Origin of the sequence: Pseudoalteromonas sp. SG43-5 (assembly GCF_014164345.1) — a bacterium.
In the GTDB taxonomy this organism is placed as follows: Bacteria; Pseudomonadota; Gammaproteobacteria; order Enterobacterales; family Alteromonadaceae; genus Pseudoalteromonas; species Pseudoalteromonas distincta.
Genome location: NZ_JACJFA010000006.1, coordinates 197,658 through 223,144 on the forward strand (window position 1 = coordinate 197,658; position 25,487 = coordinate 223,144).

At 39.0% G+C, this 25,487-nt stretch carries 24 protein-coding genes, 1 other RNA gene and 1 other annotated feature; of the genes, 5 read left to right on the forward strand and 20 right to left on the reverse strand.

The genetic code is table 11. From position 1 onward, the window contains the following. Positions 1 to 69 precede the first annotated feature (69 nt). From H5161_RS09075 to ssrA, 8 genes are all read right to left on the reverse strand, one after another. Positions 70 to 384: a hypothetical protein gene (locus tag H5161_RS09075; RefSeq protein ID WP_182769122.1), complete on the reverse strand. Its 315-nt coding sequence runs from the start codon at positions 382 to 384 to the stop codon at positions 70 to 72. Then, positions 377 to 3,259, reverse strand: coding sequence for a DUF927 domain-containing protein (locus tag H5161_RS09080; RefSeq protein ID WP_182769123.1), 2,883 nt, complete (start codon positions 3,257 to 3,259; stop codon positions 377 to 379). The genes H5161_RS09075 and H5161_RS09080 overlap by 8 nt, the downstream gene beginning before the upstream one ends. A gap of 30 nt (positions 3,260 to 3,289) precedes the next feature. Then, positions 3,290 to 3,616, reverse strand: a complete 327-nt coding sequence (locus H5161_RS09085) for a hypothetical protein (RefSeq protein WP_029774096.1) — start codon at positions 3,614 to 3,616, stop codon at positions 3,290 to 3,292. A gap of 8 nt (positions 3,617 to 3,624) precedes the next feature. Continuing rightward, positions 3,625 to 3,882 carry an AlpA family transcriptional regulator gene (locus H5161_RS09090; RefSeq protein ID WP_029774097.1) on the reverse strand — a complete coding sequence of 86 codons (258 nt, stop codon included), beginning with the start codon at positions 3,880 to 3,882 and terminating at the stop codon, positions 3,625 to 3,627. A gap of 94 nt (positions 3,883 to 3,976) precedes the next feature. Continuing rightward, a complete protein-coding gene (locus H5161_RS09095; RefSeq protein WP_182769124.1) occupies positions 3,977 to 4,672 on the reverse strand; it encodes a hypothetical protein in 696 nt (231 codons plus the stop codon). 93 nt (positions 4,673 to 4,765) lie between these two features. Next, a complete protein-coding gene (locus tag H5161_RS09100) occupies positions 4,766 to 5,194 on the reverse strand; it encodes a hypothetical protein (RefSeq protein WP_182769125.1) in 429 nt (142 codons plus the stop codon). Positions 5,195 to 5,209: 15 nt separating this feature from the next. Beyond that, a complete protein-coding gene (locus H5161_RS09105; RefSeq protein ID WP_182769126.1) occupies positions 5,210 to 6,457 on the reverse strand; it encodes an integrase domain-containing protein in 1,248 nt (415 codons plus the stop codon). A gap of 165 nt (positions 6,458 to 6,622) precedes the next feature. Continuing rightward, positions 6,623 to 6,979, reverse strand: a transfer-messenger RNA (tmRNA) gene (gene ssrA, locus H5161_RS09110). 263 nt (positions 6,980 to 7,242) lie between these two features. Between ssrA and H5161_RS09115 the strand changes: the two genes are divergently transcribed. Beyond that, a complete protein-coding gene (locus H5161_RS09115) occupies positions 7,243 to 8,868 on the forward strand; it encodes a DUF342 domain-containing protein (protein ID WP_182769127.1) in 1,626 nt (541 codons plus the stop codon). On the opposite strand, the gene rnt is transcribed toward H5161_RS09115, so the two are convergent. Next, positions 8,852 to 9,556 (reverse strand): ribonuclease T, encoded by a 705-nt coding sequence (gene rnt, locus H5161_RS09120; RefSeq protein WP_138489440.1) that lies wholly within the window; start codon positions 9,554 to 9,556, stop codon positions 8,852 to 8,854. The two genes, H5161_RS09115 and rnt, sit on opposite strands and share 17 nt — an antisense overlap. A gap of 202 nt (positions 9,557 to 9,758) precedes the next feature. Between rnt and H5161_RS09125 the strand changes: the two genes are divergently transcribed. Further along, positions 9,759 to 10,637 (forward strand): OmpA family protein, encoded by an 879-nt coding sequence (locus H5161_RS09125; protein ID WP_024595663.1) that lies wholly within the window; start codon positions 9,759 to 9,761, stop codon positions 10,635 to 10,637. A gap of 5 nt (positions 10,638 to 10,642) precedes the next feature. Here the strand turns inward: H5161_RS09125 and H5161_RS09130 are convergent, their stop codons facing one another. Beyond that, positions 10,643 to 11,536, reverse strand: a complete 894-nt coding sequence (locus H5161_RS09130) for a DMT family transporter (protein WP_182769128.1) — start codon at positions 11,534 to 11,536, stop codon at positions 10,643 to 10,645. Positions 11,537 to 11,752: 216 nt separating this feature from the next. On the opposite strand from H5161_RS09130, the gene H5161_RS09135 reads away from it, so the two are divergent. Next, on the forward strand, positions 11,753 to 12,955 hold the full coding sequence (locus H5161_RS09135; protein ID WP_182769129.1) for an aromatic amino acid transport family protein: 1,203 nt from the start codon (positions 11,753 to 11,755) through the stop codon (positions 12,953 to 12,955). Between the two features lie 73 nt (positions 12,956 to 13,028). On the opposite strand, the gene H5161_RS09140 is transcribed toward H5161_RS09135, so the two are convergent. The 4 genes from H5161_RS09140 to H5161_RS09155 form a co-directional block, all read right to left on the reverse strand. Further along, positions 13,029 to 14,219 carry an amino acid aminotransferase gene (locus H5161_RS09140; RefSeq protein WP_002962951.1) on the reverse strand — a complete coding sequence of 397 codons (1,191 nt, stop codon included), beginning with the start codon at positions 14,217 to 14,219 and terminating at the stop codon, positions 13,029 to 13,031. Between the two features lie 80 nt (positions 14,220 to 14,299). Further along, positions 14,300 to 14,959: a GAF domain-containing protein gene (locus H5161_RS09145; protein WP_182712754.1), complete on the reverse strand. Its 660-nt coding sequence runs from the start codon at positions 14,957 to 14,959 to the stop codon at positions 14,300 to 14,302. Positions 14,960 to 15,015: 56 nt separating this feature from the next. Beyond that, positions 15,016 to 16,665, reverse strand: a complete 1,650-nt coding sequence (locus H5161_RS09150; protein ID WP_182769130.1) for a SpoIIE family protein phosphatase — start codon at positions 16,663 to 16,665, stop codon at positions 15,016 to 15,018. Beyond that, positions 16,665 to 16,970 (reverse strand): STAS domain-containing protein, encoded by a 306-nt coding sequence (locus tag H5161_RS09155; RefSeq protein ID WP_149602997.1) that lies wholly within the window; start codon positions 16,968 to 16,970, stop codon positions 16,665 to 16,667. Before H5161_RS09155 ends, H5161_RS09150 begins: the two co-directional genes overlap by 1 nt. Before the next feature lie 135 nt (positions 16,971 to 17,105). Here H5161_RS09155 and H5161_RS09160 point away from each other — a divergent pair, with 135 nt between their 5' ends. Next, positions 17,106 to 17,435: a translation initiation factor gene (locus tag H5161_RS09160; protein WP_002962947.1), complete on the forward strand. Its 330-nt coding sequence runs from the start codon at positions 17,106 to 17,108 to the stop codon at positions 17,433 to 17,435. A 12-nt stretch (positions 17,436 to 17,447) separates the two neighbouring features. Here the strand turns inward: H5161_RS09160 and H5161_RS09165 are convergent, their stop codons facing one another. Further along, the gene (locus H5161_RS09165; RefSeq protein ID WP_182769131.1) at positions 17,448 to 20,462 is read right to left on the reverse strand and encodes an EAL domain-containing protein; all 3,015 of its coding nucleotides are present in this window, start codon (positions 20,460 to 20,462) and stop codon (positions 17,448 to 17,450) included. A 192-nt stretch (positions 20,463 to 20,654) separates the two neighbouring features. Beyond that, positions 20,655 to 20,772, forward strand: a sequence feature (Phe leader region). Positions 20,773 to 20,816: 44 nt separating this feature from the next. On the opposite strand from H5161_RS09165, the gene H5161_RS09170 reads away from it, so the two are divergent. Beyond that, positions 20,817 to 21,974, forward strand: coding sequence for a chorismate mutase (locus H5161_RS09170; RefSeq protein WP_002962945.1), 1,158 nt, complete (start codon positions 20,817 to 20,819; stop codon positions 21,972 to 21,974). A gap of 61 nt (positions 21,975 to 22,035) precedes the next feature. On the opposite strand, the gene tyrA is transcribed toward H5161_RS09170, so the two are convergent. The 5 genes from tyrA to rpsP all read right to left on the reverse strand — a co-directional run bounded on the left by tyrA (position 22,036) and on the right by rpsP (position 25,373). Next, on the reverse strand, positions 22,036 to 23,169 hold the full coding sequence (gene tyrA / locus H5161_RS09175; protein WP_182769132.1) for a bifunctional chorismate mutase/prephenate dehydrogenase: 1,134 nt from the start codon (positions 23,167 to 23,169) through the stop codon (positions 22,036 to 22,038). Positions 23,170 to 23,410: 241 nt separating this feature from the next. Further along, entirely contained in the window at positions 23,411 to 23,770 is a 360-nt protein-coding gene (gene rplS / locus H5161_RS09180; RefSeq protein WP_002962189.1) for a 50S ribosomal protein L19, read from the reverse strand. A gap of 33 nt (positions 23,771 to 23,803) precedes the next feature. After that, positions 23,804 to 24,571, reverse strand: coding sequence for a tRNA (guanosine(37)-N1)-methyltransferase TrmD (gene trmD, locus H5161_RS09185; protein ID WP_002962190.1), 768 nt, complete (start codon positions 24,569 to 24,571; stop codon positions 23,804 to 23,806). After that, on the reverse strand, positions 24,571 to 25,107 hold the full coding sequence (gene rimM / locus H5161_RS09190; RefSeq protein ID WP_024596584.1) for a ribosome maturation factor RimM: 537 nt from the start codon (positions 25,105 to 25,107) through the stop codon (positions 24,571 to 24,573). The genes trmD and rimM overlap by 1 nt, the downstream gene beginning before the upstream one ends. A 17-nt stretch (positions 25,108 to 25,124) precedes the next feature. Next, positions 25,125 to 25,373, reverse strand: a complete 249-nt coding sequence (gene rpsP / locus H5161_RS09195) for a 30S ribosomal protein S16 (RefSeq protein WP_002962192.1) — start codon at positions 25,371 to 25,373, stop codon at positions 25,125 to 25,127. Positions 25,374 to 25,487 lie beyond the last annotated feature (114 nt).

Below are 25,487 nucleotides of genomic sequence, written 5' to 3' on the forward strand. Positions count from 1 at the left end.
GTACACTTAAAGTAATAAATTGTACTCGTTGCTAATGTACCGCTTAGGGTATACTTAAATAAGTACAGGCTACCCCCCATAATCCTCAATGGTTGGAATATGATTTGTATAGCATTCAAACGTATCTACTAAATCACACGGAACAACATTCACACCATCAAGACAAACCAAACCAACCTTTTTAACCCCATTTAAACCATTACTATACTGACTATTAGATGGTGTTTTAACCGTTAACCACGCAATAAGCGGTATCGGTTTGGCCGTATGTGTGAAATTTGCAGCCCATCCTGTACCAGCAATTTCAGAAACAACGTTATAGTGAATATTTTCCACCAGCTTGTAGAGCTGGTGGTCGTTAACTTGGTCTTTGCTTTCAGTCATGTGATTTCTCCGTATTATCATTAAATAAGGCACTGCCTCTAATTTTGTAAATTTGGCGCATGGTTTTACCTGAGCCTGGTATTCTTTCTTTCGTCTTTAAACGGTTTTCTTTAAATTCACTATCACGCAATACAAGCGCCCCTTTATCCCTAAGTAGCCTAGCAATACGTAAGTGATCATTCCCCTTGCATATAACCTTTTCAAAAGCTGTTGGATAAACATAATAAATAACGTCTTGCGTATCACCATCAAGAGGGCTTTTACTGTCTAAATGCTCTCTATACCCCCACATCTCACTGGGCGTTGGTACATGGGTATCTATTATCGTACTGGGATTATCAGCCATTGTTTTAGTGGACTTATCCCAGCGTTTAAATTTAGATTCACCGTATAAGTCAAATTGCTGCTTAACATGGTCAAATAACTGCTTATCCTCCATGTTCCCCTCACCGCCTCTAGTGTTAAGCCATGAGTTAAAACATTCTTTCGCGGCTGCGTATGCCTCACCTTTAGACCAGTCAGTGATACCCCATTTAGTTGCTAGTTCGCCAGATAACCCCACCAAGGCAAACTTTGCGGCGGCGCGTTGTACTTGACCACCAGCCTCAGCGGTTAAATTAGTTGAAACAAACTTATCAACCTCTTTAACGAGCCAAGCCACCAACTCTTTAAAATCTTGCTGAACCAACATTTTTATAAATTCAGGAAATGCAGTCCCGTGGTTGTTTTTCATATTGCGGTTTAAGTGATTCGATAAGTCAGCACCACCAGCGAACTCGTGACAATGATTAAATATCCCTTTGTTTTTCTTATCTGCTTCACTATCGTTAAAAGTGGCCTTTATTCCGATAAAGCGCATTTCCATACCACCAGTGACTTTTTTACCCCCTTCTAACAAGTATTGTTCTAATGTTTTTTCGCCATTAGTTAAATAAGTCAATTTCCATCTATGTTGTGAGTCTCCTGCTTGGCCACGTTCATTTGCTCTGTGTTTACCTTGGCCATTACCTAACATGTAGATAATATCGCCGATGATCCTTGAATCGACTTGGTTAATTTCATCAAGTGCCAGCAACATATCTGAATGAGATGATGCAAGGCTTTCTAATGCATTATCTGTAGCTCTAAAAGTACATTTATATTTTTCAGGGTTGCCAAAAACTGAGCACGCAACATTTAACAAAGTAGATTTACCCCACGAACTATCCCCAAAAAAATGAAAACCCATTGACTCATAACCCATAAGCTCAACCAATGGCGCAGACAAAGCCGCACTAACCGCGAATAAAGCTAAGGGGTTACCAGAGCAATATTTACTTATATTACTTTTCCATAGCTCTAATGTGCCATTGATACCCAATTTACACATTGCTGGGCGCTCGCTGTAATACATAACATTAGAATCAGAGCCTATTACGCTATCAGGTAATACAAATGACTTGTTATGCCACCCCATTTTATAAACTAACGACATACGCCTACTTGTTTCATATTCTTGCAAGTATTCTAATATCTTTCTTTTTGCATCTCTGTGGGAACTAATATCCAAACCTCGCTCTAATAGCCCCCTAATAACTTCTGAGCCACCATCGGTAGCAAAAGCTTGCATCGGTATGTTCCAAAGTTTTTCCTGTCCGTCAAAATCTTTAAAACGCAGTAAAATACCCCAGTTACGCCCATCACCTAACCCACTCCTAGACCTAGCAATTAGCTCGATTGGACTACATAAACGTTTACTATTACTTTTATCATCTGTATACCAGATGCCTCGGTCATCCATGTTATAACCAAATGGAACAGAATCAGCGCCCGCTTTGCTTTCAGGTAATTCATTGGTAAATAATAAACCTTTATCTAAGGCGGTTTTAATATGTTCTTGAGTCCAACCTAGCTCAATAGCGTCAAATGCATCGGCTTTATCAGGCCACTTACCACCACTTTCTAAAGTGCCGTTATGAGCTGGCTTATAGTCTTTAAATAAACCTATCCCAATTACATTAAACGATTTCACCCCGACCTTATCTAACTCGGCTTTCAAACCATTAATAGCTGCCTGCCCTGCATCATCGTTATCAGGCCAAAAAGTAATGGCTTTATCTTTTAAGAGAGTAAAGTTTGTTTTAGTGATCGCTTTAGAGCCACCAGCCCAACATGTAACAAAGCTATTGGGGAATAATGCCACGGCTGCATCTGCGGCCTTTTCTCCCTCACAAATAACAATCTCATTAATTGCATTAAGGCAATTAAGCCTATAAAGGGGTCTATTATTTGGTAATTGCGCCCAGTGCCAGCGCTGTGAGCCGCAGCCCTTAGAACCAAATGCTAATGGTCTATAATCTTTTTTCCTGTGACCGGCTTTATTTAAATCAAACCGCATAACACGCATTACCAATACGCCATCAGTAGAAAGGTAATCCCAATACTTTGACGGTTTACCGTTTTTAGGATGCTCTAACGGGCACTTACTTTGTGCGCTTGCTGGTGGGTTAAAGTTCGGCTTAAATTCATTAGCAGTATTTGCTGGTTTAGATTGCCTTTGTATTGGCGCACTTGTGTTTATAGTGTTATCAGCTATCTCTAAAAACTTGCTTAGGCTTTTAGCTGCATCCCCTTGGCTACACTTCTCAACATATGCAACAAGGCTAATCAAGTCAGACCCACCGTCATTAGTAGCAAAGTCTTTCCAAACACCTGTATTTATATTTATTGAGAATGAGCCTTTAGCCCCATCGTTCCGCGTAGGGTTCAAGGCTACCCATTCGCCCCCCTTTCTAACACCATCGGGAACCCAATTGACAATTACATGTTCAGAGCTGGCTAGGGCTGTATCATTTATCTGCTTGAAATTTATATTTGGTTTATTATGGCCGCTCATACAGAATAAAGCTCCTAACTAATATTTGTATTAAGCTGCTGGTTTAAAACTTGGGGTATAACCAAATTCATGCACCAGTACGTGATAAGCGGCCTCTAAGTTTTCTGTATTGTTTGTCAGCCAGTAACGGGGGCAGATAGTCGTCATATTATTTTGACAACGAGAAAATTCACTTTGCCTTGAGAACTCAAGAAAGTGAATAGCTCTAAATTTTGAGATAGCCTCAGCTAAGGATTTATAATTAAACTGTTCTATTGCTTCAAACCTATTAAGCGTTCCACCTTGATAAAAATGATGAAGCAATAATGCTTTTATTGGCGGTTTCTTTGCTGGTGGAGTTAATTGAATATGATTCATAGCGCCACCTATACCGCAGACTTACGAGCGGCCACCAGCTCACTAACTAAGGTTTTTACTTCCTCGTCAGTTTTGCCAGCACCACGAGCGGCGATAACCTGTTTAACTTCGTGCTCATACCATCCCGTAGCTCTACAGCCAAGACTGAACGCAGGGGGGAATATATTTGCAGTTATTTGACGATAAAGGGATGCATTCGACAAACCAAATAAAGCTAATACCTCTGGCTTACGTATAATTTTTAATTCTGTTTTCTCTGTGTACATCGTGCTATTTCCTAGTGTCTAACGGGTATAACACGATATTCTGTACATTATTGCTTTCTTAGGAATGGGGTTTATTCGCAAATTAATTTTAACTTTATCCCCCGTTGGTATCTAAGCTTTGTAAATGCTCTAAAGCATCTTTAATATGATTCGAGGGATCTTGTAAGGGAGTGCCTATAATGAGTAGAGCTAACTTCACGACTTGCCATAAGGCTATTTCTGGGGTTCGCTTTCCTCGCGTAACATCTCGCCAAGGCATATTACGAGTGTCTATCGTCAGTGTAGTAACCGAGTATTTAAGCCAGTGTTTTATTATATGCTCGACTAAAAATGATAGTGCGTTATCTCTTGTGTATTTGTCTTTATGAATATCATTTAGCTGTTGCTGTGCTGCTTCAAGCATTATTGATAATTCATCAGCAGGATTGTTCGTTAGTCTGTTTATATTCTTGCTACCAGATAAATCAAATTCAGAAAAATAACAATGCTGAGAATAAATAGCTTGTGCATGGGAGTCTAGCGACTGTAGTGCATTTATAGACTTAGTTAAGCCATTTATTATTTTATTCAATTTACTAATCGTTTCTTTACGCTTATCTAAAAGGTCATGATCAGCTTTTATCAATAAATATTTAGTAATGGTTGTTTCTAAAGAGCAAATAAAATACTCCTCATCAATAGTATTGCGGAAAAACCCTTTTAAGTATGACTTTAAAGTATTTATATCAGATTCTTGAAAACTAAAAGAGTTAACCCATTGCCCTGAGTTTTCACCCCAAGTATTTTCCATATCGCCCCCGCGATACCCAATAATTAAGAACAAAGCCAGAGGCGCTTGGGTGTGCGCCCTTTTCGGGAGCTATCCTAGGCTTTGCCAACTCGGCTAAGCTGCTTGTGCTGCTGGTGGGTTCTCTATCATGCTTTCGTATAGCTCAACTAAATCAAACAATATTGAGTGTGCAGCAAATAACGCTTTTGTATAATTACTTTTTATCTCACAGGATTCAGATTCATTATTTCTAATTTCCATTACACAAAAGTCAATCCCTGAATATGCCAAGACAGCGGTTTTATAACTCTGAGTTAATGTATTCAATAATATTACTTGTGGTTCATTCTCAGTGAAGTGATCAATTAAAGAATTACTATCACTTAAATACCCTAAAGTTTTAAACACTGAGTTATAAGCACTATTTAATGCCCCTTGCTCAAACTTCTGTCCTAATAATTCAAGACAATAAAGAACCCCTTGAGCCTCTTTATGTTTCGTCATAACTTCACATACTTTTTGTTTATCTAAATTAATGTTCATCACTTATTCTCCATATTAACCATTTACAAGCCTAAGCCCTTTAACGCCACCAGCTAGAGTAATACTGTTGATTGCTGCATCTTCTATATGACTAGACCACCATTGCATTAAATGCCGTCTACGCTCCAAATAATCAGCCCTATTGTAAGCTCTACGCACTTCGTTTTTATCGACATGAGCAAGCGCCGCTTCAATAACATCAGCGTCAAATGCTTGTTCATTTAATACTGTACTAGCTAATGCCCTCAAACCATGTGAAACCAATTTTCCACCGTACCCCATGCGCTTTAATGCCATATTTGCGCTTTGACTATTGGCATGTTTGCGGGGGTCTCTATCAGCGGGGAATAAATATTCTCTATGGCCGCTTATAGGGTGCAAGGTTTCAAGTATCTGCAAAGCTTGATCAGATAAAGGAACTGTATGCTCTCGTTTCATCTTCATACGTTCCGCAGGAACTATCCAAACACGATTTTTTAAATCAAGTTCAGCCCAACGCGCCCCAGCCGCCTCTGTAGGTCTGACCATAGTGTGAAGTTGCCATTCAATTAAACACCTTGTAACTAGCTTAATGCTAGCAGTGTTAAGGCTTTTCATTAGTTGGGGCAATTCATCGGGCTTTATTGTTGCCATCAATTTAGCTTTTGGCGCTTCAAAAGCATCACTAATACCAGATAGCGGATTGCTGTATATAAGACCAGTGTTAACTGCAAAGCTCATAACCTCGTTAACTCGTTGGCATAAACGCCTAACAGTTTCCAAGTTACCTTTTGCAGCTATCGGATTTAAAACTTCTATTACGCTGGTGGCCGTCACTTTGCTTATAGGCCGCTCGCCAAGTTTGGGGAATATATGAAGCATTAAAGAACGCCATATATCAATGGCGTAATCTGGTGATACTTTTGTTTTCTTCACTAAATGCCAGTCACAACATACTTTATAAAATGTATTTGAATGCGCTTGCTCTACTGCTAATTGCTCTTGCTCTCTAACTTCTTTAGGGTCGCTATTATCGGCTAATTGCTCGCGAGCGCTTAATCGTTTAGCTCTTGCCTTAGCTAAAGAGACATCAGGGTAAACACCAAAGCTAATATTCTTCCTTTTCTTGGTGTACGGGTGGGTGTAGTTGAATAACCAAATTTTAGAGCCGTTAGGCTTTACACGTAACATCAGCCCTTCACCATCAGATAAGTTATATTCCTTGTCTTTAGGTTTAGCCTGTGAAATCTCTGTATTTGTCAGTGGTTTAACTATTTTAGCCATGATGTAACACCAGTTTAGTAACATTGATTGGAGTGTTACATATAATGTTACTATAAAAGTGGGATGTTACGATATTGAATGATATTCACAGACATAAAAAAACCCTTTAAAACGTTATTTTTAAAGGGTTTTTGAGGTCTCCTGATACTTTAGGAAACCTTGTATTGGTGGAGCTGGGGGGATTTGAACCCCCGTCCGAAAAGCCTCGACCGTCGGTACTACATGTTTAGTATTGTCATTTAATTAACCTTTAAGTCCCGGACAAACACGGTAAATAAAGGCGAGGCCGCTTAGTTTTAACGCTTCAACCCCGGCCAGGGTTTCCGTCGCGATCAGGTGTTAGGGTGACACTCCAAAATCCAGTCCACAAGAATACATGGAAGGAGCGCTAGCCAGCCTAAGCTGCTAGAGAGTAGTTATCGTCGTTTGCGATTACTTTAGGTTGCGGCTGTTTAACGAGGCAAACCGCACCTCGACATGCACCTTGGGCTTCTTGAATTCCGTCGAATCCTAATCAGCCCCTGAATTAGTAACTCAATTCAGAGCGTGCAAACAGTATAACTGAGTAAAGTACTGATACTCAAGGCCTAGTAACGCTTTATTTTAATTGCGTGCACTAACCGAGCATTAAGTAACCAAAATTTAGTTTATGCAAGCCCATATAAACATTTGCTTAACAATGTGTTTAACCTGTGTTCAAATAAGGAGTTAAGGTTTTTGTCATTTCTAAACCTTTAGTTGTAAAAAACAAAAATAATAACAGGCATAGAGTAGGGAATTAATAAATGTCGGTTTTTTCATTTGATCAAAATACAGGGTTTGTCTCTTTAGTTAGTCACCCTATTGATAGTGGCTTTCCTGTTACGAGTACTCAGCTTACGCAAATGCTCGAACAATCTGAGTTTAGTGAGTACGAAGCTGTCATTGCCAATATTGGAAAGCTTTTTGCGCCAACTAAAAACTATCAGGAAGTATCACTTGTCGTTGCTAAAGCGGTAGATGCTTCGCTTGTCATTAATATTGATGAAAAAAACATGGTCGCAGAAGCAACATTAACTACCGCTAAAGGTGGTGCGCTTTTGTCTATGGAAGGTGCGCAAAAAGCGCTTGCTGATGCAGGTGTTAAAAAAGGAATAAGCCCACGCGCGCTTGATACCTTTTTAGGCCAGCAGTTTGAAAAACCAGCAGGAAGCTCTTATAGCGCCATAATTGCACATGGGCGTAATCCTAAAAAAGGCAGCGATGCTAAATTTGTGCGCTTATGCTCAACAGCCCAAGACCGTGTGCTTAGCCCACAAGCTAAGGAAGGTGGTAAGGTTGATATGAAAAATCTTGGCGCTATTATCACCGTAAAACCTGGTACTCCCTTAATGCAGCGTATTGCCGCTACTCCTGGAGAAGATGGCTATACGGTATTTGGCGATTCAATTAGTGCAAAACCAGGTACAGATCACCAACTCCAGCCTTTCGAAGGTACAAAAGTAGATCCTAATAATCCTAATATGCTTATTGCCGACTGCAAAGGTGTGCCCGTTGCCCTACCCCGAGGTATGCGTGTAGATGACGTTTTATGCTTTGATAACGTAGATGTAAGTACAGGCCACGTTGATTTTGATGGTAGCGTAATTATTACTGGCGATATTAAAGACGGCATGCGTGTAAAAGCCAATGGTGATATTACGGTACTGGGTTTTGTAGAATCAGGAGCTGTTGAAAGTAAAAGTGCGGTAACCATTATGCTTGGTGCAATTGGTAGAAAACGTGAAAGCGAGGAAGCATTTACATGCTCTATAACCGCTCAGCGAACTATTTCTATTGGTTATGCTCAGTACTGCAATATTAAATCCGAACAAGATTTATTTATTGAACGCCAAGCTCTACATTGTGATTTAAGTGCTAGGCGGTTAATACGTGTAGGCAAAGCAAACGATCCGCGAGGTAAAATTATTGGCGGTAATATTTTAGATGCTATGCGCATTGAAACAGGTGAGCTAGGCGCGCCAGCCGGTACTAAAACGCGCGTATTTTTAGCGCAACTCTGGTTTGAGCTTCGCCAAAAGCAAACACAAATAACCGATTTTGAAAAAGTACTTGCGACTAAAGTAACCGCTTTACAACAGGCTCGTGAAAAAGCGAGTAAAATTGCGGGGGCTGCTCAGCGCCAGCAATTCATGAATAAGATAACTGAAAATGAAAAGCATATAAAAATACGCTCTGCACATATTCATCGTCAAAAACTACTTATTAAGCAAAAAATAGTGCAATTACTTGCCAGTAGTCGTTTAAAAGTAAATGAATTAATGCACCCTGGTGTGGAGCTTAAAATAGCGAAAGATTCTAAACAATTTTCGCGTATTTACCCGCCCCACCTAGTTAAGCTAACTGAGGGTAAAATTACTCAGACGTTTTAGTTTCTTCGTTATTTTGTGTATCAGTTTCAACTTCGCCATTTGCGTCGCAATCGTCGGTTGGCGCTAATGGCCAACCACCTAATTGCTGCCAGCGGTTTACTATTAAGCAATAAAGCTCAGCTGTACGTTCTGTGTCGTAAAGCGCTGAGTGTGCTTGGCTGTTATCAAACTCGATACCTGCCGCTCTACATGCTTTTGCTAATACAGTCTGCCCTAACGCTAAACCCGCTAAAGATGTTGTATCAAAGCTTACGAACGGATGAAATGGCGTACGCTTAATGTTATTACGCTCTATTGCTGCATTTAAAAAGCCATGATCGAATGCGGCATTATGCGCCACAATAACTGAGCGTTGGCACCCTGCGGCCTTTTGCGCTTTGCGTACTACTTTACATATTTCTTTAATTACTTCGTCTTCAGGTACTGCGCCACGTAATGGTGAAAACGGGTCTATACCGTTAAAGTCGATGGCTGCTTGTTCTATATTAGCGCCTTCGAATGGCTGAACATGAAAATGAACAGTATGATCTATGCTGAGCAGTCCTTCGTCATCCATTTTTAAAACAGAAGCTGCTATTTCTAACAAGGCATCTGTCTCTTTGTTAAAACCTGCAGTTTCAACATCAATAACAACAGGAAAAAATCCACGAAAGCGTTTTGCGAAAGGTGTTTGCTCAGTATTTGCCATAGTCTTCTTTGTTTATACGTGTAAGCTGACTATTATGTCAAAATTGATGCCCCCTAGGCTAGGGGATTTAAGTATTTATTGCTTTAAAATTGTAGGCACATAACTTGCTTTAACTTATAAGTTAGTTACGTAGAGAACAAACTAATCATTGCAGTCGTTAATTTGCCAAATTATTGGCATTCCCGGATAGCTGGAGAGCACCATGAAGTATAAGTTGTTATTTATTAGCCTTAGTATAAGTGCAGTGCTTTGCAGTACTCACTCGCAAGCTGCTATGCGCCAATACACAGCAACCCAAGACAACTCCAACTGGGAAGTCGTTAAAACAACGCGCTTACAATGCCAATTAAATCATGAAGTTCCTTATTATGGGGAAGCTATTTTTAAAGCTTCAGCAAGTAAAAATAAAAACTTAACGTTTAATTTAGATATGGTTGTACGCCCAGATAATTACGCAATTGCTGGTTTAAAAGCCGTGCCACCGTCTTGGCGAGCAGGCTTACCGGCCCGTGATATTGCAAATATGAAATTACTTAAAAAGTTTGATGGTGAGCTGGGCAATAAAACCGCATGGGAGATGCTTAGTGAGCTTGAAAAAGGCTACTACCCTACTTTTTATTATCAAGACTGGCAAAACAGTGCCGATAAAATTGCCGTTGGTATATCGAGTGTAAACTTTAAACAAGCTTACTGGGCTTTTTTACAATGCCGTGATGAGCTACTCCCTTACAGCTTTGAAGATATTTCGTTTACTGTAATGAACTATCAATCTAACAGCAGTAAATTAACTAAATCGTCGCAACAACGCCTTGATAAAATTGCTGAGTATTTAAAAAATGATGCAAGCATAGAGTCCATTAGCATTGACTCATACACCGATAGTTATGGCGGCCGCTGGAATAACTTAGATTTATCGCGCAAGCGCGCCAAAACTATAAAAGATTATATGGTGAGCTTGGGTGTTGATGAAGCAAAAGTGCAAACCACCGGTTTAGGCGAAAAACGCTTTGTTGATAATAACGATAACATTTTAGGCCGAGACAAAAACCGTCGTTTAATTATTCAAATAGAGAAAATGTAGTAAAACTAATTTGCGCTTACTCTCTTTTGCTTTAAAAATTTATCACCAAATTGGAAAAAACCCAGACTAATTAAAATAATAACCGCACCAATGATTAGCTCTTGACTTAATGGCTCATTGTTTAGCCAAGCTCCTAAGCCTAACGCAAAGCTAGGAGTTATGAGCGTAGTAAGTGATACCGTACTCGCATTTAGGTTTTGCAGTACATGAAAATACGCCAAAGCCCAAACTAAAGATCCAAACACACCTAGATAACCAATTGCCCACAATGATTTTGCACTCCAGTTTTGTATATGCAACTGACCATCTAATAACCACCAAGCAATAAAAAAGAGTGGGGTTACAAAAACTAAGACACCAAATGTTGTTGCCATAGGGTGAATCGCAATTTGTACGCGTTTAATCATCACACCACTTAAACTAAAAAAGCAAACAGCCATAAACACATAAAGCAACCCGAGCCCTTGGGTTTGCGAGTTTTGTACTTGGTTATAACTAACAAAATATAAGCCGATTAAGGCGCACGCTAACGCCACTAATTTAATCGGGCTAAATTTAGGTTCATTTAATAACTGCTGAGCAAGCAACCCCGACAAAATAGGTGCAAGGCCAAACATAAGCGAAATAATACCCGAAGGAACTGTTTTAGCTGCCATATAGCTTAGTAACATACCGCCAAAAATACCTATACTCGAATAAAAATAAAGTAAGCATGCATTTTTGCTCCAAGGTACTCTAATGTTTGTTATGGCAACAATTAAACCACCTAAAAACAACCCCACCAGCATACGCATTAATACAGCAAGCGTTGGCGATACTGTTTCACTGCTCCACACAATCCCCAGAGGTGTAGTAGACCAAATGAGAACCATAAAAAAATACGATACTTTTACCGGCACATGCCAATCCTTAGCGTTTTATAACGCAATCCAACGTACATAAAATTATACCCTCACCACCCTATATTAATACTTTTAAATGCATACAAGTCCTTAATAAATACAGTTGTAAATTGTAAGTTACATTTTAATACAGCTCTTTTATTACAAAACTATTTGAGATTTGAGTAACTAGTTATATCGTGCATGTATATTAATAATAATTAAGGTAATTAAGTGCTTAAAAATAAAATAACTGGAAGCATGTTAATTGTTGCAGGCACAACTATTGGTGCAGGTATGTTGGCACTGCCAATTGCATCTGCCGGGCTTGGGTTTAGTACTGCCCTTGCATTAATAATTGCTAGCTGGTTACTAATGACCTACACCGCACTACTCATGCTAGAGCTACACCAATATGCACCACGCGATGCAACGTTAAATACGTTGGCTAAATTATGGCTTGGAAAGCGCGGACAATATATCGCGAATTTTTCGATGGTTTTTTTATTTTACGCTTTATGCGCTGCTTATATTGCAGGTGGTGGTGCACAACTTCAAGCGCGTATAAATATAGGCTTTGATGTAAATATAGCCCCACAGTTTGGCTCTGTGATCCTCGCTGTTATTATTGCAAGTGTGGTAACGCTGGGCACTAGCAAGGTAGATAAACTAAACAGAGTGTTATTTACAATAAAAATTATTGTATTAGCTAGTTTGTTTTACATGCTAACCCCTTATGTACAAGGTAAGCATTTATTAGAGATACCTGTAGAGCAAGGGTTAATCCTTTCAGCTATACCGGTTATATTTACTTCGTTTGGCTTTCATGGCTCTATTCCTTCTATTGTTAAATATGTTGGTGTAGAAATAAAAGTACTGCGCAAAGTAATGATTGCTGGAGCCGCCCTGCCTTTAGTCATTTATATTTTTTGGCAACTACTTAGCCAAGGTATTATGAGCCAAGTTGACTTACTCAACAGCCAAGGCCTTAGTGGCTTTGTATCAAGCGTGGCAAGTATTGCGCATAATCCAAGTGTAGCAACGGCCGTTAAGTTATTTGCTGATTTAGCACTTGCGACATCATTTTTAGGGGTTAGTTTAGGGTTATTCGATTTTTTTGCTGATACATTTAAAAAAGGTGATAATAAAACGGACCGAATTAAAACGGCCTTAATTACGTTTATTCCGCCGCTTGGCTTTGCATTATTTTATCCTCAAGGCTTTATTATGGCTTTAGGTTACGCTGCAATAGCACTTGTCGTACTTGCAATATTTTTGCCTGTAGCAATGGTTTATAAACAGCGTACAACATCAAATAAAACAGGCTATAAAGTTAAAAGTGGGAATGTTGGGCTTGGCATAGCAGCTATATGTGGCATAACGATTATTGCTGCGCAGTTTATGCAAATGGCGGGGCTAATTCCTGCTATCGGTTAAAGCTTTTTGTTTTAATTTAGATATAAAAAAACCGCACATCATTAGATGTGCGGTTTTTTTATATTAACTGCGTTTATTTACAAACGTCAGCTACAGCATTTGAAAAGTATTCAATATTTGACTGGCTAACACCTGCAACATTTACGCGGCTAGAACCTACAATGTAAATACCATATTCTTTTTGTAGGCGAGCAATTTGCTCTTTATTAATACCTAAGAAAGAAAACATACCGTTTTGACGTTCAATAAATGAGAAGTCTTGCGCAATATCTTTAGTTGCTAAGCTTTCTTTAATTAAGCTACGTAAGCCATTTATGCGGCTACGCATTTCATCAAGCTCAGAGTGCCATAATTGTGTAAGCTCTGTACTGCTTAAAATAGTATTAACAATATCAGCACCATGCGCTGGCGGCATTGAGTAAATACTACGTACAACGCTTAGCATTACAGAGTTTGAAATATCTGCTGTTGCGCTATCTTTTGCAATTAGTGAACATGCACCAATACGCTCGCGGTATAAGCCAAAGTTTTTAGAACATGAAGAACAAATAATTAGCTCTTCTACTGCATCAGCTAAAATACGTAAGCCACGTGCATCTTCTTCAAGTGAAGCACCAAAGCCTTGGTATGCAATATCAACAAGTGGTGTAAAGCCAACTTCTTTTGCAAGTTCGGCAACTGTGTTCCACTGTGTTTCGTTTAAGTCCATACCGCTTGGGTTATGACAACATGCATGCACTAAAACCACATCACCTTTAGGCACTTGTTTAAGTGTGTTGATCATTTCATCAAACAGTAAGTCTTTATTTTCGTAATCGTAATACGGGTATTCTTTTACTGTTAAGCCTGCAGCTTCAAACAAGCTAATATGGTTTGCCCATGTTGGATTAGTTACCCATACTGTTGCATCTGCATTGCAACGCTTAATAAATTCAGCTGCAACGCGAAGTGCACCCGTACCACCTGGCGCTTGCGCAGTACGTACGCGATTTGCTAGCAATGCTTGATGTTCGCCTAGTAGTAACTGCTCCATCTTTTGGCAGTAATCTAAGTTACCCGCTAAACCAATGTAAGATTTGCTCATTTCGTTTTCAAGACGAAACGCTTCAGCTTTTTTAACCGCTTTAAGAACCGGTGTATTGCCTTGCTCATCTTTGTAGACACCTACACCTAAATCAATTTTATTAGGGTTTGTATCTTGTTTATAGGCCGCCATAAGGCCAAGAATAGGATCTGTTGGTAATGGTTTTAATACTGAGAACATTGGCTATCTCTTATCGTTATTTAGGGGTTAGCTGTTAAGCTAAGCTTAACATAAAAGCACATCATGTTGACTAGCGTTATTTACACTAGAAAGTGAGGAATTTTAATACAACATGCAATTAAAACGGCAAGCGTCTTTTCATCAAAAAAATCATTTTTAAAGGCTTCCGCATCTACAATACCAACACATTCATTTTGTGTATTAAATAAAGGTAAGCAGGTTTCTGATTTAACTTTAGGATCGCATGTGTAGTATTCACCACCTTGTGATAAGTACTCTTCAACGTTATTAATAATACGGCCCTTGTGAGATAGCGCAACCTGCACGTTATTACTACCTGCCGCAAATGCTTGCGTTAAAGGGAACAACGGACGACTAGGCGCACCATGATAAGCTAATTTTAATAGTTGCTTACCTTCACTAGTATTAGTTGATTGATAAATACCATACCAATCAACACTTGTTTGTTGCTCAATGTAGCTCACAATACTTTGTAAATTAGCTAGCTTGAACTGTGTTTGCTCATCATTTTTAAGATAATCAGTTAATTTGAATGGCTCATCTTGTAGGTAACCAAATAAACTACACGCACCGCCCTCGCCAAGCTCAGGTATTTGATACTCCCAACATACATTAGGCAAAGCTGTGTTTGCTAAATGTAGCTCAAGCTTTTCAAGCTCTGTTGAAATCAAAGCTGGATTAGCACTTAGTTGTGCTTGTTTTAGGTAAGAAGAAATCATTTGGCCATCCATACATCTAAAGTTTCGAGAATAATAGCATGGATATTTTTGCAGAGCTAGCTCAACTTGTAGCACATTTCAACTTGGTTACCGCTGGCGTTATAAGTTACTTTTTCGGCTATTTCTTCTAGTAAAGACACCCCTCTACCAAATTCATTATTAACCTTTGCCAACTCATCGTGCTTACTACTAAACCCTCGGCCTGAATCACAAATAATGAAATATAAACTGAGCGTGTCGGGGCAATAGCGCATATCAATAATAATCATAGCATCTGTAAGTTTAGCAAGAGCTGCCTCTCTTAATTCGTAATATCGAAAAAAGCCGTCTTCTTGTTTTTTAATCTCTGAGTTAAGCCCTAGTACACCATGATCAAGCGCATTGTTATAAGCCTCAGACAACAGTAAAAATATATTAGAACGATGGGCATTTAGCCCCCCAACACTGCTTAAAATATTAACAACGTCGTAAACGGGGTCTGTTTTTTTTATTTGTTCTGAGTTTAAACTTAAAGATAAATTAAACGCTAAAGTAGAGAATGCTTCTCGCTCTTGCTCCTCAGGAACTAAAGGCAGGCAATTTAGTAAAACAATGCTTAAATCGTCTTGCTGTTTAGTGCCATCTGCAAACTTAGTAACGTCAGCCACTATATCTTCGCTACTAATCATCGATTTACTTTTTAAGGTTTGTAAAAAACGCTCTTCCCCAAAAAATGTATCTTCTTTGTTTGCTGTTTCTATAATACCGTCGGTTGCTAATACTAGGCGTGTATTACTATTTGTTTCAAAGTGAATAACTTCATATTCAAATTCTTGATCGTCTAAAATCCCCAGCGCCATATGTTGCGACTCTAATGTTTGTTTTACATTACCGTCTTTATCTATTAGGTACGCATCTGGCAGGCCGCCCATCCATGCAGAAATACTTTTACCGGATGCACTAAGCTCTATAATGGTTGCAGCACAAAACATGTGTCCAGGTAGGAGATTGTAAAGCAGTGTATTTAGCTCACAGGCAATGTCATTAATCGCCATGCCTTTTTGTACCATAGTATAAAAAACACGAGAGATAGGTAATGCACCAATAGCTGCCGCTAAGCCGTGCCCTGTAAAGTCTCCCAACATGCAATACAGATTGCCTATTGGACTTTGCGCCACTAAAAACATATCGCCGTTAAACATAGACGCCGGCGATAAATTAAAATCGAGGTACTCTTTAAACTTGCCTTGATTCTCTAATGAGTTATTAAAAATATGCTCAATTATTTCGTGTTCACGTTCAATTTGATTGTGATGATATTCAAGCAGTTTTTTTTGTTGATTTGATTTTTTACTTAGCTCTCTGGTGCGGCTATGTGCTTTAATTTTTGCATGCAAAATAACTTTTTCAAATGGTTTATGAATAAAGTCATCGCCACCTACCGCGAGGCACCGCTCAAAACTTGCTTGATCTTCTAAGGAGGTTATAAAAATAATCGGTAAGTAAACTTCACTATACTGCTGCTTTATTTTTTCAGCTGCTTCAAAACCATCCATTACGGGCATTAATACATCGAGTAAAACAATGTCTATTAGCTCTCTTTTAAGTACATTAAGTGCATCTAGCCCATTGTAAGCCACTGAAATTTTGTAACCTTCCTGCTCAAGCATTTTACTTAGTAAAATGCGATTGAGCGCCTGATCGTCAACAATCAACACATGTATCATTAGCTAATATCAAACTTTTTATCAAAACGTGAAATTTGTAGGATTTTTCTAAGCTGAGGCTGGCAATTACTTATTTCGATGGTTTGTACTTGGCTATCAATGGTTTTTTTCATGTTAAGTAACATGCCAAGTGCTGAACTATCCATATAATCAGTCTCTCTTAAATCGATAATAACCTTTACTGTTTTTTCGCTCATTTGAGCATAAGCTTGGCGAAACGATTGCACTAAATTAAAATCAAACTTACCTTTAATTTGTATTGTTAATGTAGTGCCATCGACTGATTCATTCTTAGTTAAACTCATATTAAACTCCAATAATATTTCCTTTGAACTAAATATAACCTGTTAAAAGTATTTAGCAAAAAGAAAAACACACAACTTCAAATTTGCTATCATTTACACCAGTATTTAATTCATTTTTATCCACAAAGGTAAGGTATGAGTGATAGTCACTTAGTATATTCAACTAGTACGGGTCGCATTGACCAGCCGAAACCAGAAAAAGAGTTGCACGCTAAACTTTTTAAAGATGGTTTTATTCGCATTGAGCGTCAAACAAAAGGGCGTAAAGGCAAAGGCGTAATGCTAGTTGTTGGCATTGATCCAAAAGATCACGATTTAAAAAAGTTAGCTAAAACTATAAAAAGCAAAATGGGCCAAGGCGGCGCAGTAAAAGAAGGCATTATTGAAGTACAAGGTGATGACCGAGATAAACTAAAAGGCATTTTAGAAGCGTTAAAATTTAAAGTTAAAATTGCGGGTGGTTAACCCGCAATTTTATTAACTAGTTACTTCGCTATTTGCGAGTTCATTTAACCTTTCATACAAATTCGGTAGTTCGTGCTCAGCAATTGGCTTACTAAAATAATAGCCTTGCACAATGAAGCAATTATTATTTTGTAAAAACTGCATCTGCTCTATTGTCTCAACCCCTTCTGCGACCACGTCTAGCTTTAACTTTTGCGCCATGGCAATAATAGCTGCAGTGATTTCCATATCATTTGTATCCTCTGGGATATCTTTTACAAATGAACGGTCAATTTTCAATATATCAACCGGGAATCGTTTTAAGTAACTGAGCGACGAATAACCTGTACCAAAGTCATCAATAGAAATAGATATACCTAATGCTTTAAGCTCGTGCAATTGCGTAATGGCTGCCTCTACATTACCCATTAGCATGCTTTCGGTCAGCTCTAAATGAAGGCGCTTTGCTGAAACACCCGACTTAATTATCATTTTGCTCAGTGTTGTAACTAAGCTTGAGTCTTTAAACTGGCGGGCCGATAAGTTTATCGATATATTATTTTCTAGACCTTGTTCTGCCAATCTTACGGCAAAATCACAAGACTCTTGAAGCACCCATTCACCTAATTCAACTATAAGGCCTGTCGCTTCTGCAATAGGAATAAATTTATCTGGAGGGATTGCGCCTTCAGTTGGGTGGAACCATCTTAATAACGCTTCATAACCAACGACCTGATGAGTACGGCTATCAACTTGAGGTTGGTAGTAAACTACAAATTGCTTTTCTTTGAGCCCTATACGTAACTCATTTTCAATAAATAAACGCTCATTTGCGGCCGCATTTAATTCTTGGCTATAAAAGTGGAAGGTATTACGTCCTTTTGCTTTTGCCTCATACATTGCCAAATCAGCATGTTTGAGTAACTGATCTTCTTCTAAGCTATCGTAAGGAGCCATAGTTATACCAATACTTGCACTGATAATAACTTCATTGCTACCTAGTTTTATAGGCACATTCAGTGTTTTTTGAATTGTATTGGCAACATCAGCCGCGTGAGTTTGGCTTTCTATACCACTGAGCAACACTGCAAATTCATCACCACCTAAGCGCGCTATGGTGTCCTCGGCTCGTAAACGTTTTTTAAGTCTGTTTGCCACTTCAATTAATAATTGATCGCCAGCATCGTGGCCTAATGTGTCGTTAATACGCTTAAATTCGTCTAAATCAAAGTAAAACAAAGCAAATGCATAATGCCCGCGCTCTGCTAATGCCATTGATTTACGCAATTGCATTCTAAAAAATGTTCTGTTGGCAAGTCCCGTAAGGGTGTCAAAGTAAGCCAATTGTTCCATTTTACGCTGGCTTTCTTTTACAAACGAAATATCTTGTGCTGATGCTACATAACTGGTTATTTCACCGCCCTCTTCACGAATTGGCGAAACACTTAAAGACACCCAAATTGGCTCTTTGTTTAAACCAGCTATTAATGTGTCCCCGCGCCAGTAATTACGGCTGCGTAAATCTATGTCTATATCTTCAATTAAAATAGACATTTCTGAGGCAATAATATTAAGTAATGGTGCTCTATTAAAATGGCTTTCTGGATAGCCTGTCATTTCGAGCATTTTGGGGTTTACGTACTCAATGACAAAATTTTCATCGGTGATCACAACCCCAGTGCCCGAGAACGCGACCGCTTTAGATAAACGATTAGCTGCTTTTTCAGCAATTTCTTTTTCTGTAATTCTTTGGTTTAAACCATCAATAAGTTTGCGGATTTCTACCGTCATGTCTCTAAATGAGCCATTAAGGGTACCAATCTCATCTTTGTTTTCTGGCGGAAACTCTGTTGTTAGCTGACCTTTACCAAAGCTTGTTACTGCATAAACTAAAGTATGTAAACGCCGAAGCACTAGTTGATAAAGCGCCTGATGCAGCAATAAAGCAACTAATATTGCGTATAAAATAAAGAGTCCAAAAAACTTCAGTTTTAAATCTTGTAACGCAGATAACGTTGATGAACGTTTTTTATAAACCCCTATGTACCAATCTAAATCATCAATTTTACGAATATTAATAATGTGAGCTTCATCATTTTGTTCAAATGAATTGGCGTATTCTGGTAACTTCACCGCAATTGCATCGTCAATAATTGACTGCAGTTCTGGGTTTACAAATTCGTTAGTAGCGAGTGCTTTATTGTCACTACCGTAGTCAGCTAATAATGCAGGGTTTAGATTGGGATGGGCTAACAATTGCCCTTTACTATCAAATACAAGTAAGTGTTTTTCTTTATCGCCAACAGGTAAAAATGAAATAAGTTTATTAAGGGAAATATCGCTTCCCGTTACACCTAAAAACTCGTTATCAACATACACCGGCACTAGTAAGCTAATAACCCACTTTCGCCATACTGTATCGTAATAAACTTTTGACCATGCAGGCTCTCGCTCTGACCCCAACATACTTTTAATATATTTATACGTTGTACCTTGCGTAACTCTAAACTCGGCTGGTGCATTTAATGCCCAGTTTGGAGGAGAAACACGAATGAAATCGTCATCGGTAATTAAATAAAAGTTAAAAAAGTCATGTACCAGAGTCGGAGAAATTATACGCCATAACATTTCAGAATCATTAAATAGGCGTTTATAAAAAGGAGAGTAATTTTGCTGTGGTAAAAATGCTGCTGATAATCCGTCAGCCGAGGCACTTCGAATGGTACCATCGCTATTAAACTGTAACTGTGATTTATTACCTAAATTAATTGGTGAATTAGATTGAAAAAGCTGCTCTGTCACTACGTTATTAGCTTGCTGAGCAATATTTATTTTTGTTTTAATACGCTCATTAAACTGCTTCACTAATAAATCTGTAGAGCTTTTTAACACCTCATGTTCTTCAAAAACAAGTTGTTTCTCTTCAGATTTAAGCATTAAGGCAGCCGCACATACCCCTGCTATTAAACAAATAGCAGATATAAGCAGTGAAAGTTTTACACTTAAAGAATTCAATCCAAAACGAGATGGAGGCCGTCTGTAAACCACGGGTCAACCTTAATTATTAATAATTGTTATTATTTGAACCAGTTAACGAAATATACCAGATCCGCATTCATATTTATAAATTATTTGTAAAGTTTCTATAATAACCACCTAAGGTAAATAAATAGTACCCTAAGCTTATTTAGATCTTTATTGACATTGTTGGCAACTCTCCATACATTAACCGTATGAACATATTTATCTCTCGCACTTTTTTTTCGTTTTTTAGCTTCTTTATATAGAAGAGGCTTCCCTGTTTGTGAGATAAAATCAATCGAATAGTAAAGCCTCCCAACCGGGAGGCTTTTTTGTTTTTGCTGTGTAATAACAGCCTACTTTTGGAATGAGGATACCAAAATGACAAATGATGTATTAAATGCACTAAGACACGATATAAATGAAATAGACTCCGACTTACTCGTGTTATTAGCTAAACGCCGTCGCATTAGCCACGGTGTGGTTGAATATAAAATCGCCAACAACAAGCCAATTCGCGATGAAGCACGTGAACTCGCGCTTCTAGAAAAATTAATTGGTTATGGTAAGTCACTGGGTTTAGATGCTTACTACGTAAATAATGTGTTTCAAACTATTTTGGAAGATTCAGTTTTACACCAACAAGCAATGTTACAAAAAAACCTTAATCCAGACGCACTGAGTGAAACACACCGTGTAACTTACTTAGGTGGTCAGGGTTCTTATAGCCAGCTTGCATGTCATAAATACTTTAGTCGCCGCCCTGGTAAATTAATTGAAATTGGCTGTACATCGTTTGACGAAATAACAGGTAAAGTAGAAAACGGCCAAGCTGATTTTGGTTTATTACCGATTGAAAACACAAGCTCTGGTAGCATTAACGAAGTATTTGACTTATTACAGCACGCACAAGTCTCTATTGTTGGAGAAGTCACTCACAGTGTAGAGCATTGCTTACTCGCAAACCCTGATACTGAACTTAGCCAACTAACAAAAGTATTTGCACATCCACAACCATTTGCACAGTGCAGCCGTTTTTTACAGGGCTTGGGTGATTTACAACATGAAACTTGTGACTCTACATCAAGCGCATTACAATCAGCTCTAAACACACCAAATAGTGCTGCAATTGGCTCTGCACAAGCAGGAAAAAATGTCGGCCTTGAAGTCATCAAATCAAATCTTGCTAATCAAAGCGAAAACCATAGCCGCTTTATTGTTGTTGCGCGTAAACCTCTGCAAGTGTCTAACCAAATTCCAACTAAAACTAGTTTAATCATGTCGACAAAACAGCAAGCGGGCTCACTAGCCGATGCGTTGATGATTTTTAAACAGCATAAGATTAATTTAGTAAAACTTGAGTCGCGCCCAACTCCGGGCAATCCGTGGGAAGAAGTATTTTATGTAGATCTTGAAGCAAACTTAGCTGATAGCCAAGTAAAAGAAGCGCTAGAAGAACTTAAAGAACACACCCAATATGTGCGTATTTTAGGCTGCTATCAAAGCGAGTCATTGCAGGCAGTAAGCGTTAATACTTAATACACACTTTCATAATTAAAAAGGGCCGATATCGGCCCTTTTTAGTAAAAAGTGACGAGTATTAGTCTAAAACTTTTGAATCATTCGCTTTATTTAATAAGCTTCGGCTTTGTGTTAAAAAGTGCTCTGTTGAGTCAGAAAAGTAAACTTTCGCCTGCGCAAAAGAATCAATAAGCGCTGCTTTATCTCCTGCTTTTAATTTTTCCAATGTACTTGCAAAAGTGTCTTGGTACTGTGCGAGCAGGCTCTCTACATCATCGAATTGCGCTAACATAATATCTGAGTACAACTCCGGCGACTGCGCAAATAAACGCCCTACCATCATCAGCTCTAATTGATAAATGGGTGACGAGCAACTACGTAACTCTTCTAGTGTATGACTTTGTTTTGCTAAAAACTGTCCGTACACAAATGTTGTTAAATGGCGCATTACCTGAATAATTTGCATTGCTTCGTCGTGCTTTTTAGCATCAAGCTCAACAAGCTGACAACCCCATACTTGTAACTGCTGTAACAAGCCTTTTGCCGCTTGGTGCTCTCGCCCTCCACATACAACGACCGTTTGTTTTACCCAATGTGATATGTCAGGGCCAAACATAGGATGCAAACCAACCACAGGGCCACTGTGCGCAGCTTTTAGTGCTTTAATAGGCGATTGCTTTACCGATGTAATATCAACTAGTAAACAGTCATCATCTAGTTTAGGTAACTTAGCAACTACTGCGTCCAATGCATTAATTGGTACGCTAATCATTACCAGCTTGGCACCTTTTAAAATATTTTGCGCATCGTTTTGCTGATCTTTATCTAAAACTTTAACTTCGTAACCTGAGCGAATAAACTGCTGAGCAAATAGCTGCCCCATAGCACCTTGACCACCTACAATAACAATTGGCGAAAGCTCTGGCGCTGCACATGCAAGTTTTGCTTGTTGGTTTTGATAGGCTTCTCGCATCATGCGTCTTAGTATATCTTCAACTAGATCGGGGCTTACATTTTGATTTATTGCTTCTTGTCTTCTTGCCGCTAATAGCTCTGCTTCACGATTAGGTGCATGCAAAGGCGCGCCTGTTTGTTGTTTTATCTCACCAATTTTTTGCGTAATACCATTACGTTTAGCAAGTAAGGCAACAAGTTGTGCGTCGCATTCATCTATACCTTCTCTCAGCTGTGCTAAATCACTTATGTCAGCCACGTTCATACCACCTTAAAAAACAAATAACGTAAATATAAATTTACATAAAAGTAAACTAATCAATACGATAAATACTAACAGGATCAGCTAATTGATAAAAGGCTAAAGCTTAAATTTTACTAATAAGGAAATAAGAATTGAGAATTGAGAATTGAGAATTGAGATAATAATATTCTAAAACCAAAACGGGTTGCAACCCGAAGGATGCAACCCGTTTTTTTGCGTTGATAAACAGCGCGTATTAGTTAAGTTTTTCTCTAATACGTGCAGATTTACCAGAACGCTCACGTAGGTAGTAAAGCTTAGCACGGCGAACTGCACCGCGACGCTTAACTGCTACGCTATCAATAAGAGGGCTGTGCGTTTGGAATACACGCTCAACACCTTCACCGTTCGAAATTTTACGAACTGTGAATGCTGAGTGAAGACCACGATTACGCTTAGCGATTACAACACCTTCAAAGGCCTGTAGACGCTCTTTAGCACCTTCTTTTACTTTTACCTGTACAACCACTGTATCACCAGGGCCAAATGCAGGTACGTCTGTTTTAAGCTGCTCATCTTCAAGCGCTTTAATAATATTTTGGTTTACTTTTGCCATTATGTTTCTCACTTTCCTAGGTGTAACTGTCTTCTAGCCACAAGCTTTTTGGTACTCTTGCTGAAATTCTGCGAGTAATACCGCTTGCTCCTCAGTCAGAGCTAGGTTATGCAACAAGTCAGGACGTCGTAACCAAGTTCTACCTAATGACTGCTTAAGCCGCCACTTTGCTATCTCTTGGTGGTTTCCACTGAGTAATACAGCAGGAACCTGTTTGTCGTCCAATGTTTCTGGTCGTGTATAGTGTGGACAATCTAACAAGCCATCCGAAAACGAATCTTGTTCTGCTGACTGGTTATGACCTAACACACCTGGCACTAATCGCGCTACTGCGTCAATTAATGTCATGGCAGGTAGTTCACCACCACTCAAAATAAAATCACCAATTGACCATTCTTCGTCAACATATGATTCTATTATTCTCTCATCTATACCTTCATAGCGACCGGCAATCAAAATCAGTTTATTAGAGTTAGCGAGTTCGCTAGCGCCCTGCTGATCAAGTTTGCGCCCTTGCGGGGACATATAAATTACTTTAGCGCCATCACCAGCTGCTTTTTTAGCTTCGGCAATCGCTTTTTTTAATGGCTCAACCATCATTAACATACCTGGTCCGCCCCCGTAAGGACGGTCATCTACGGTTCTATGCTTATCTAAAGCGTAGTCTCGCGGATTCCAACAGTTAAAATCAATTAAACCATTTTTTACTGCGCGACCGGTAACACCTTGGTCTGTAATAGCGTCAAACATGTCCGGAAAAAGGCTTATCACCCCTACCCATAATGAACTAGTTTGCGTCATTAAAACCCTGGATCCCAATCTACGGTAATTTCTCTTGCGTCGTATTTAACTTCTTTAATAACTGAATCAGTTAAAAAAGGAATCAAACGTTCAGCTTGACCAAATGCGTCTTTACTGTTTGCTTTCACAACTAGTACGTCATTTGACCCTGTCTCCATAAGGTCATCAACAATGCCTAAGCTATAACCTTTATCGGTTACAACAGACATGCCAATGAGATCTCGCCAATAGAACTCACCTTGCGGAAGTTCTGGTAAATGCGCTGCATCCATTGAGATTTCAGCATGGGTATAAGCCATTGCTTCGTCTCGGTCGTTTATCTGCGCAAATTTAGCGATAAAGCCTTTGTTGTGGCGACGCCAGTCGACCACTTCTAAGGACTGCCATTTACCTTGCTGCCCTATCAACCACGGGCTGAAATCGAAGATCCCTACGGGATCATCAGTAAATGAATGTACCTTAAGCCAGCCCTTTATACCATATGGGGCACCGAGCTTTCCTACGACAATTATTGATGAGGTGTTCTCTTGACTCATGGTTACACTTACGCCTATTAAGCCGCTTTACGAGCGTCTTTTACTAACTTAGCTACGCGATCTGAAAGAGATGCGCCCTGACCTACCCAGTGTTCAACACGTGGTAAATCTAAACGAATTTTTTCTTCTTGACCTGAAGCAATTGGGTTAAAAAAGCCTACTTTCTCGATGAAGCGACCGTCACGCGAGAAACGGCTATCCGCAACCACAATTTGATAGAAAGGGCGTTTTTTAGCGCCACCACGTTGCAAACGAATAGTTACCATACCGTCCTCTATAAAGATTGACTGTTTTCATTAATAAGATTTACTCCCCAGAATGGGGAGCTGGGGAATTGTACGAGTTTTTGGCAATAACGCAAGTAAGAAGTGAAGCAAAAA

Excerpts from the sequence above, each read along its gene's own strand:
- H5161_RS09080 (WP_182769123.1), bottom strand. The coding sequence starts at position 3,259 with ATGAGCGGCCATAATAAACCAAATATAAATTTCAAGCAGATAAATGAT.
- H5161_RS09100 (WP_182769125.1), bottom strand. The coding sequence starts at position 5,194 with ATGAACATTAATTTAGATAAACAAAAAGTATGTGAAGTTATGACGAAA.
- H5161_RS09090 (WP_029774097.1), bottom strand. The coding sequence starts at position 3,882 with ATGTACACAGAGAAAACAGAATTAAAAATTATACGTAAGCCAGAGGTA.
- H5161_RS09155 (WP_149602997.1), bottom strand. The coding sequence starts at position 16,970 with ATGAGTTTAACTAAGAATGAATCAGTCGATGGCACTACATTAACAATA.
- H5161_RS09125 (WP_024595663.1), top strand. The coding sequence starts at position 9,759 with ATGAAGTATAAGTTGTTATTTATTAGCCTTAGTATAAGTGCAGTGCTT.
- rnt (WP_138489440.1), bottom strand. The coding sequence starts at position 9,556 with ATGGCAAATACTGAGCAAACACCTTTCGCAAAACGCTTTCGTGGATTT.
- H5161_RS09145 (WP_182712754.1), bottom strand. The coding sequence starts at position 14,959 with ATGATTTCTTCTTACCTAAAACAAGCACAACTAAGTGCTAATCCAGCT.
- H5161_RS09150 (WP_182769130.1), bottom strand. The coding sequence starts at position 16,665 with ATGATACATGTGTTGATTGTTGACGATCAGGCGCTCAATCGCATTTTA.
- H5161_RS09105 (WP_182769126.1), bottom strand. The coding sequence starts at position 6,457 with ATGGCTAAAATAGTTAAACCACTGACAAATACAGAGATTTCACAGGCT.
- H5161_RS09115 (WP_182769127.1), top strand. The coding sequence starts at position 7,243 with ATGTCGGTTTTTTCATTTGATCAAAATACAGGGTTTGTCTCTTTAGTT.
- H5161_RS09140 (WP_002962951.1), bottom strand. The coding sequence starts at position 14,219 with ATGTTCTCAGTATTAAAACCATTACCAACAGATCCTATTCTTGGCCTT.
- rimM (WP_024596584.1), bottom strand. The coding sequence starts at position 25,107 with ATGAGTCAAGAGAACACCTCATCAATAATTGTCGTAGGAAAGCTCGGT.
- H5161_RS09085 (WP_029774096.1), bottom strand. The coding sequence starts at position 3,616 with ATGAATCATATTCAATTAACTCCACCAGCAAAGAAACCGCCAATAAAA.
- trmD (WP_002962190.1), bottom strand. The coding sequence starts at position 24,571 with ATGACGCAAACTAGTTCATTATGGGTAGGGGTGATAAGCCTTTTTCCG.
- rplS (WP_002962189.1), bottom strand. The coding sequence starts at position 23,770 with ATGGCAAAAGTAAACCAAAATATTATTAAAGCGCTTGAAGATGAGCAG.
- H5161_RS09170 (WP_002962945.1), top strand. The coding sequence starts at position 20,817 with ATGACAAATGATGTATTAAATGCACTAAGACACGATATAAATGAAATA.
- H5161_RS09075 (WP_182769122.1), bottom strand. The coding sequence starts at position 384 with ATGACTGAAAGCAAAGACCAAGTTAACGACCACCAGCTCTACAAGCTG.
- H5161_RS09160 (WP_002962947.1), top strand. The coding sequence starts at position 17,106 with ATGAGTGATAGTCACTTAGTATATTCAACTAGTACGGGTCGCATTGAC.
- rpsP (WP_002962192.1), bottom strand. The coding sequence starts at position 25,373 with ATGGTAACTATTCGTTTGCAACGTGGTGGCGCTAAAAAACGCCCTTTC.
- H5161_RS09095 (WP_182769124.1), bottom strand. The coding sequence starts at position 4,672 with ATGGAAAATACTTGGGGTGAAAACTCAGGGCAATGGGTTAACTCTTTT.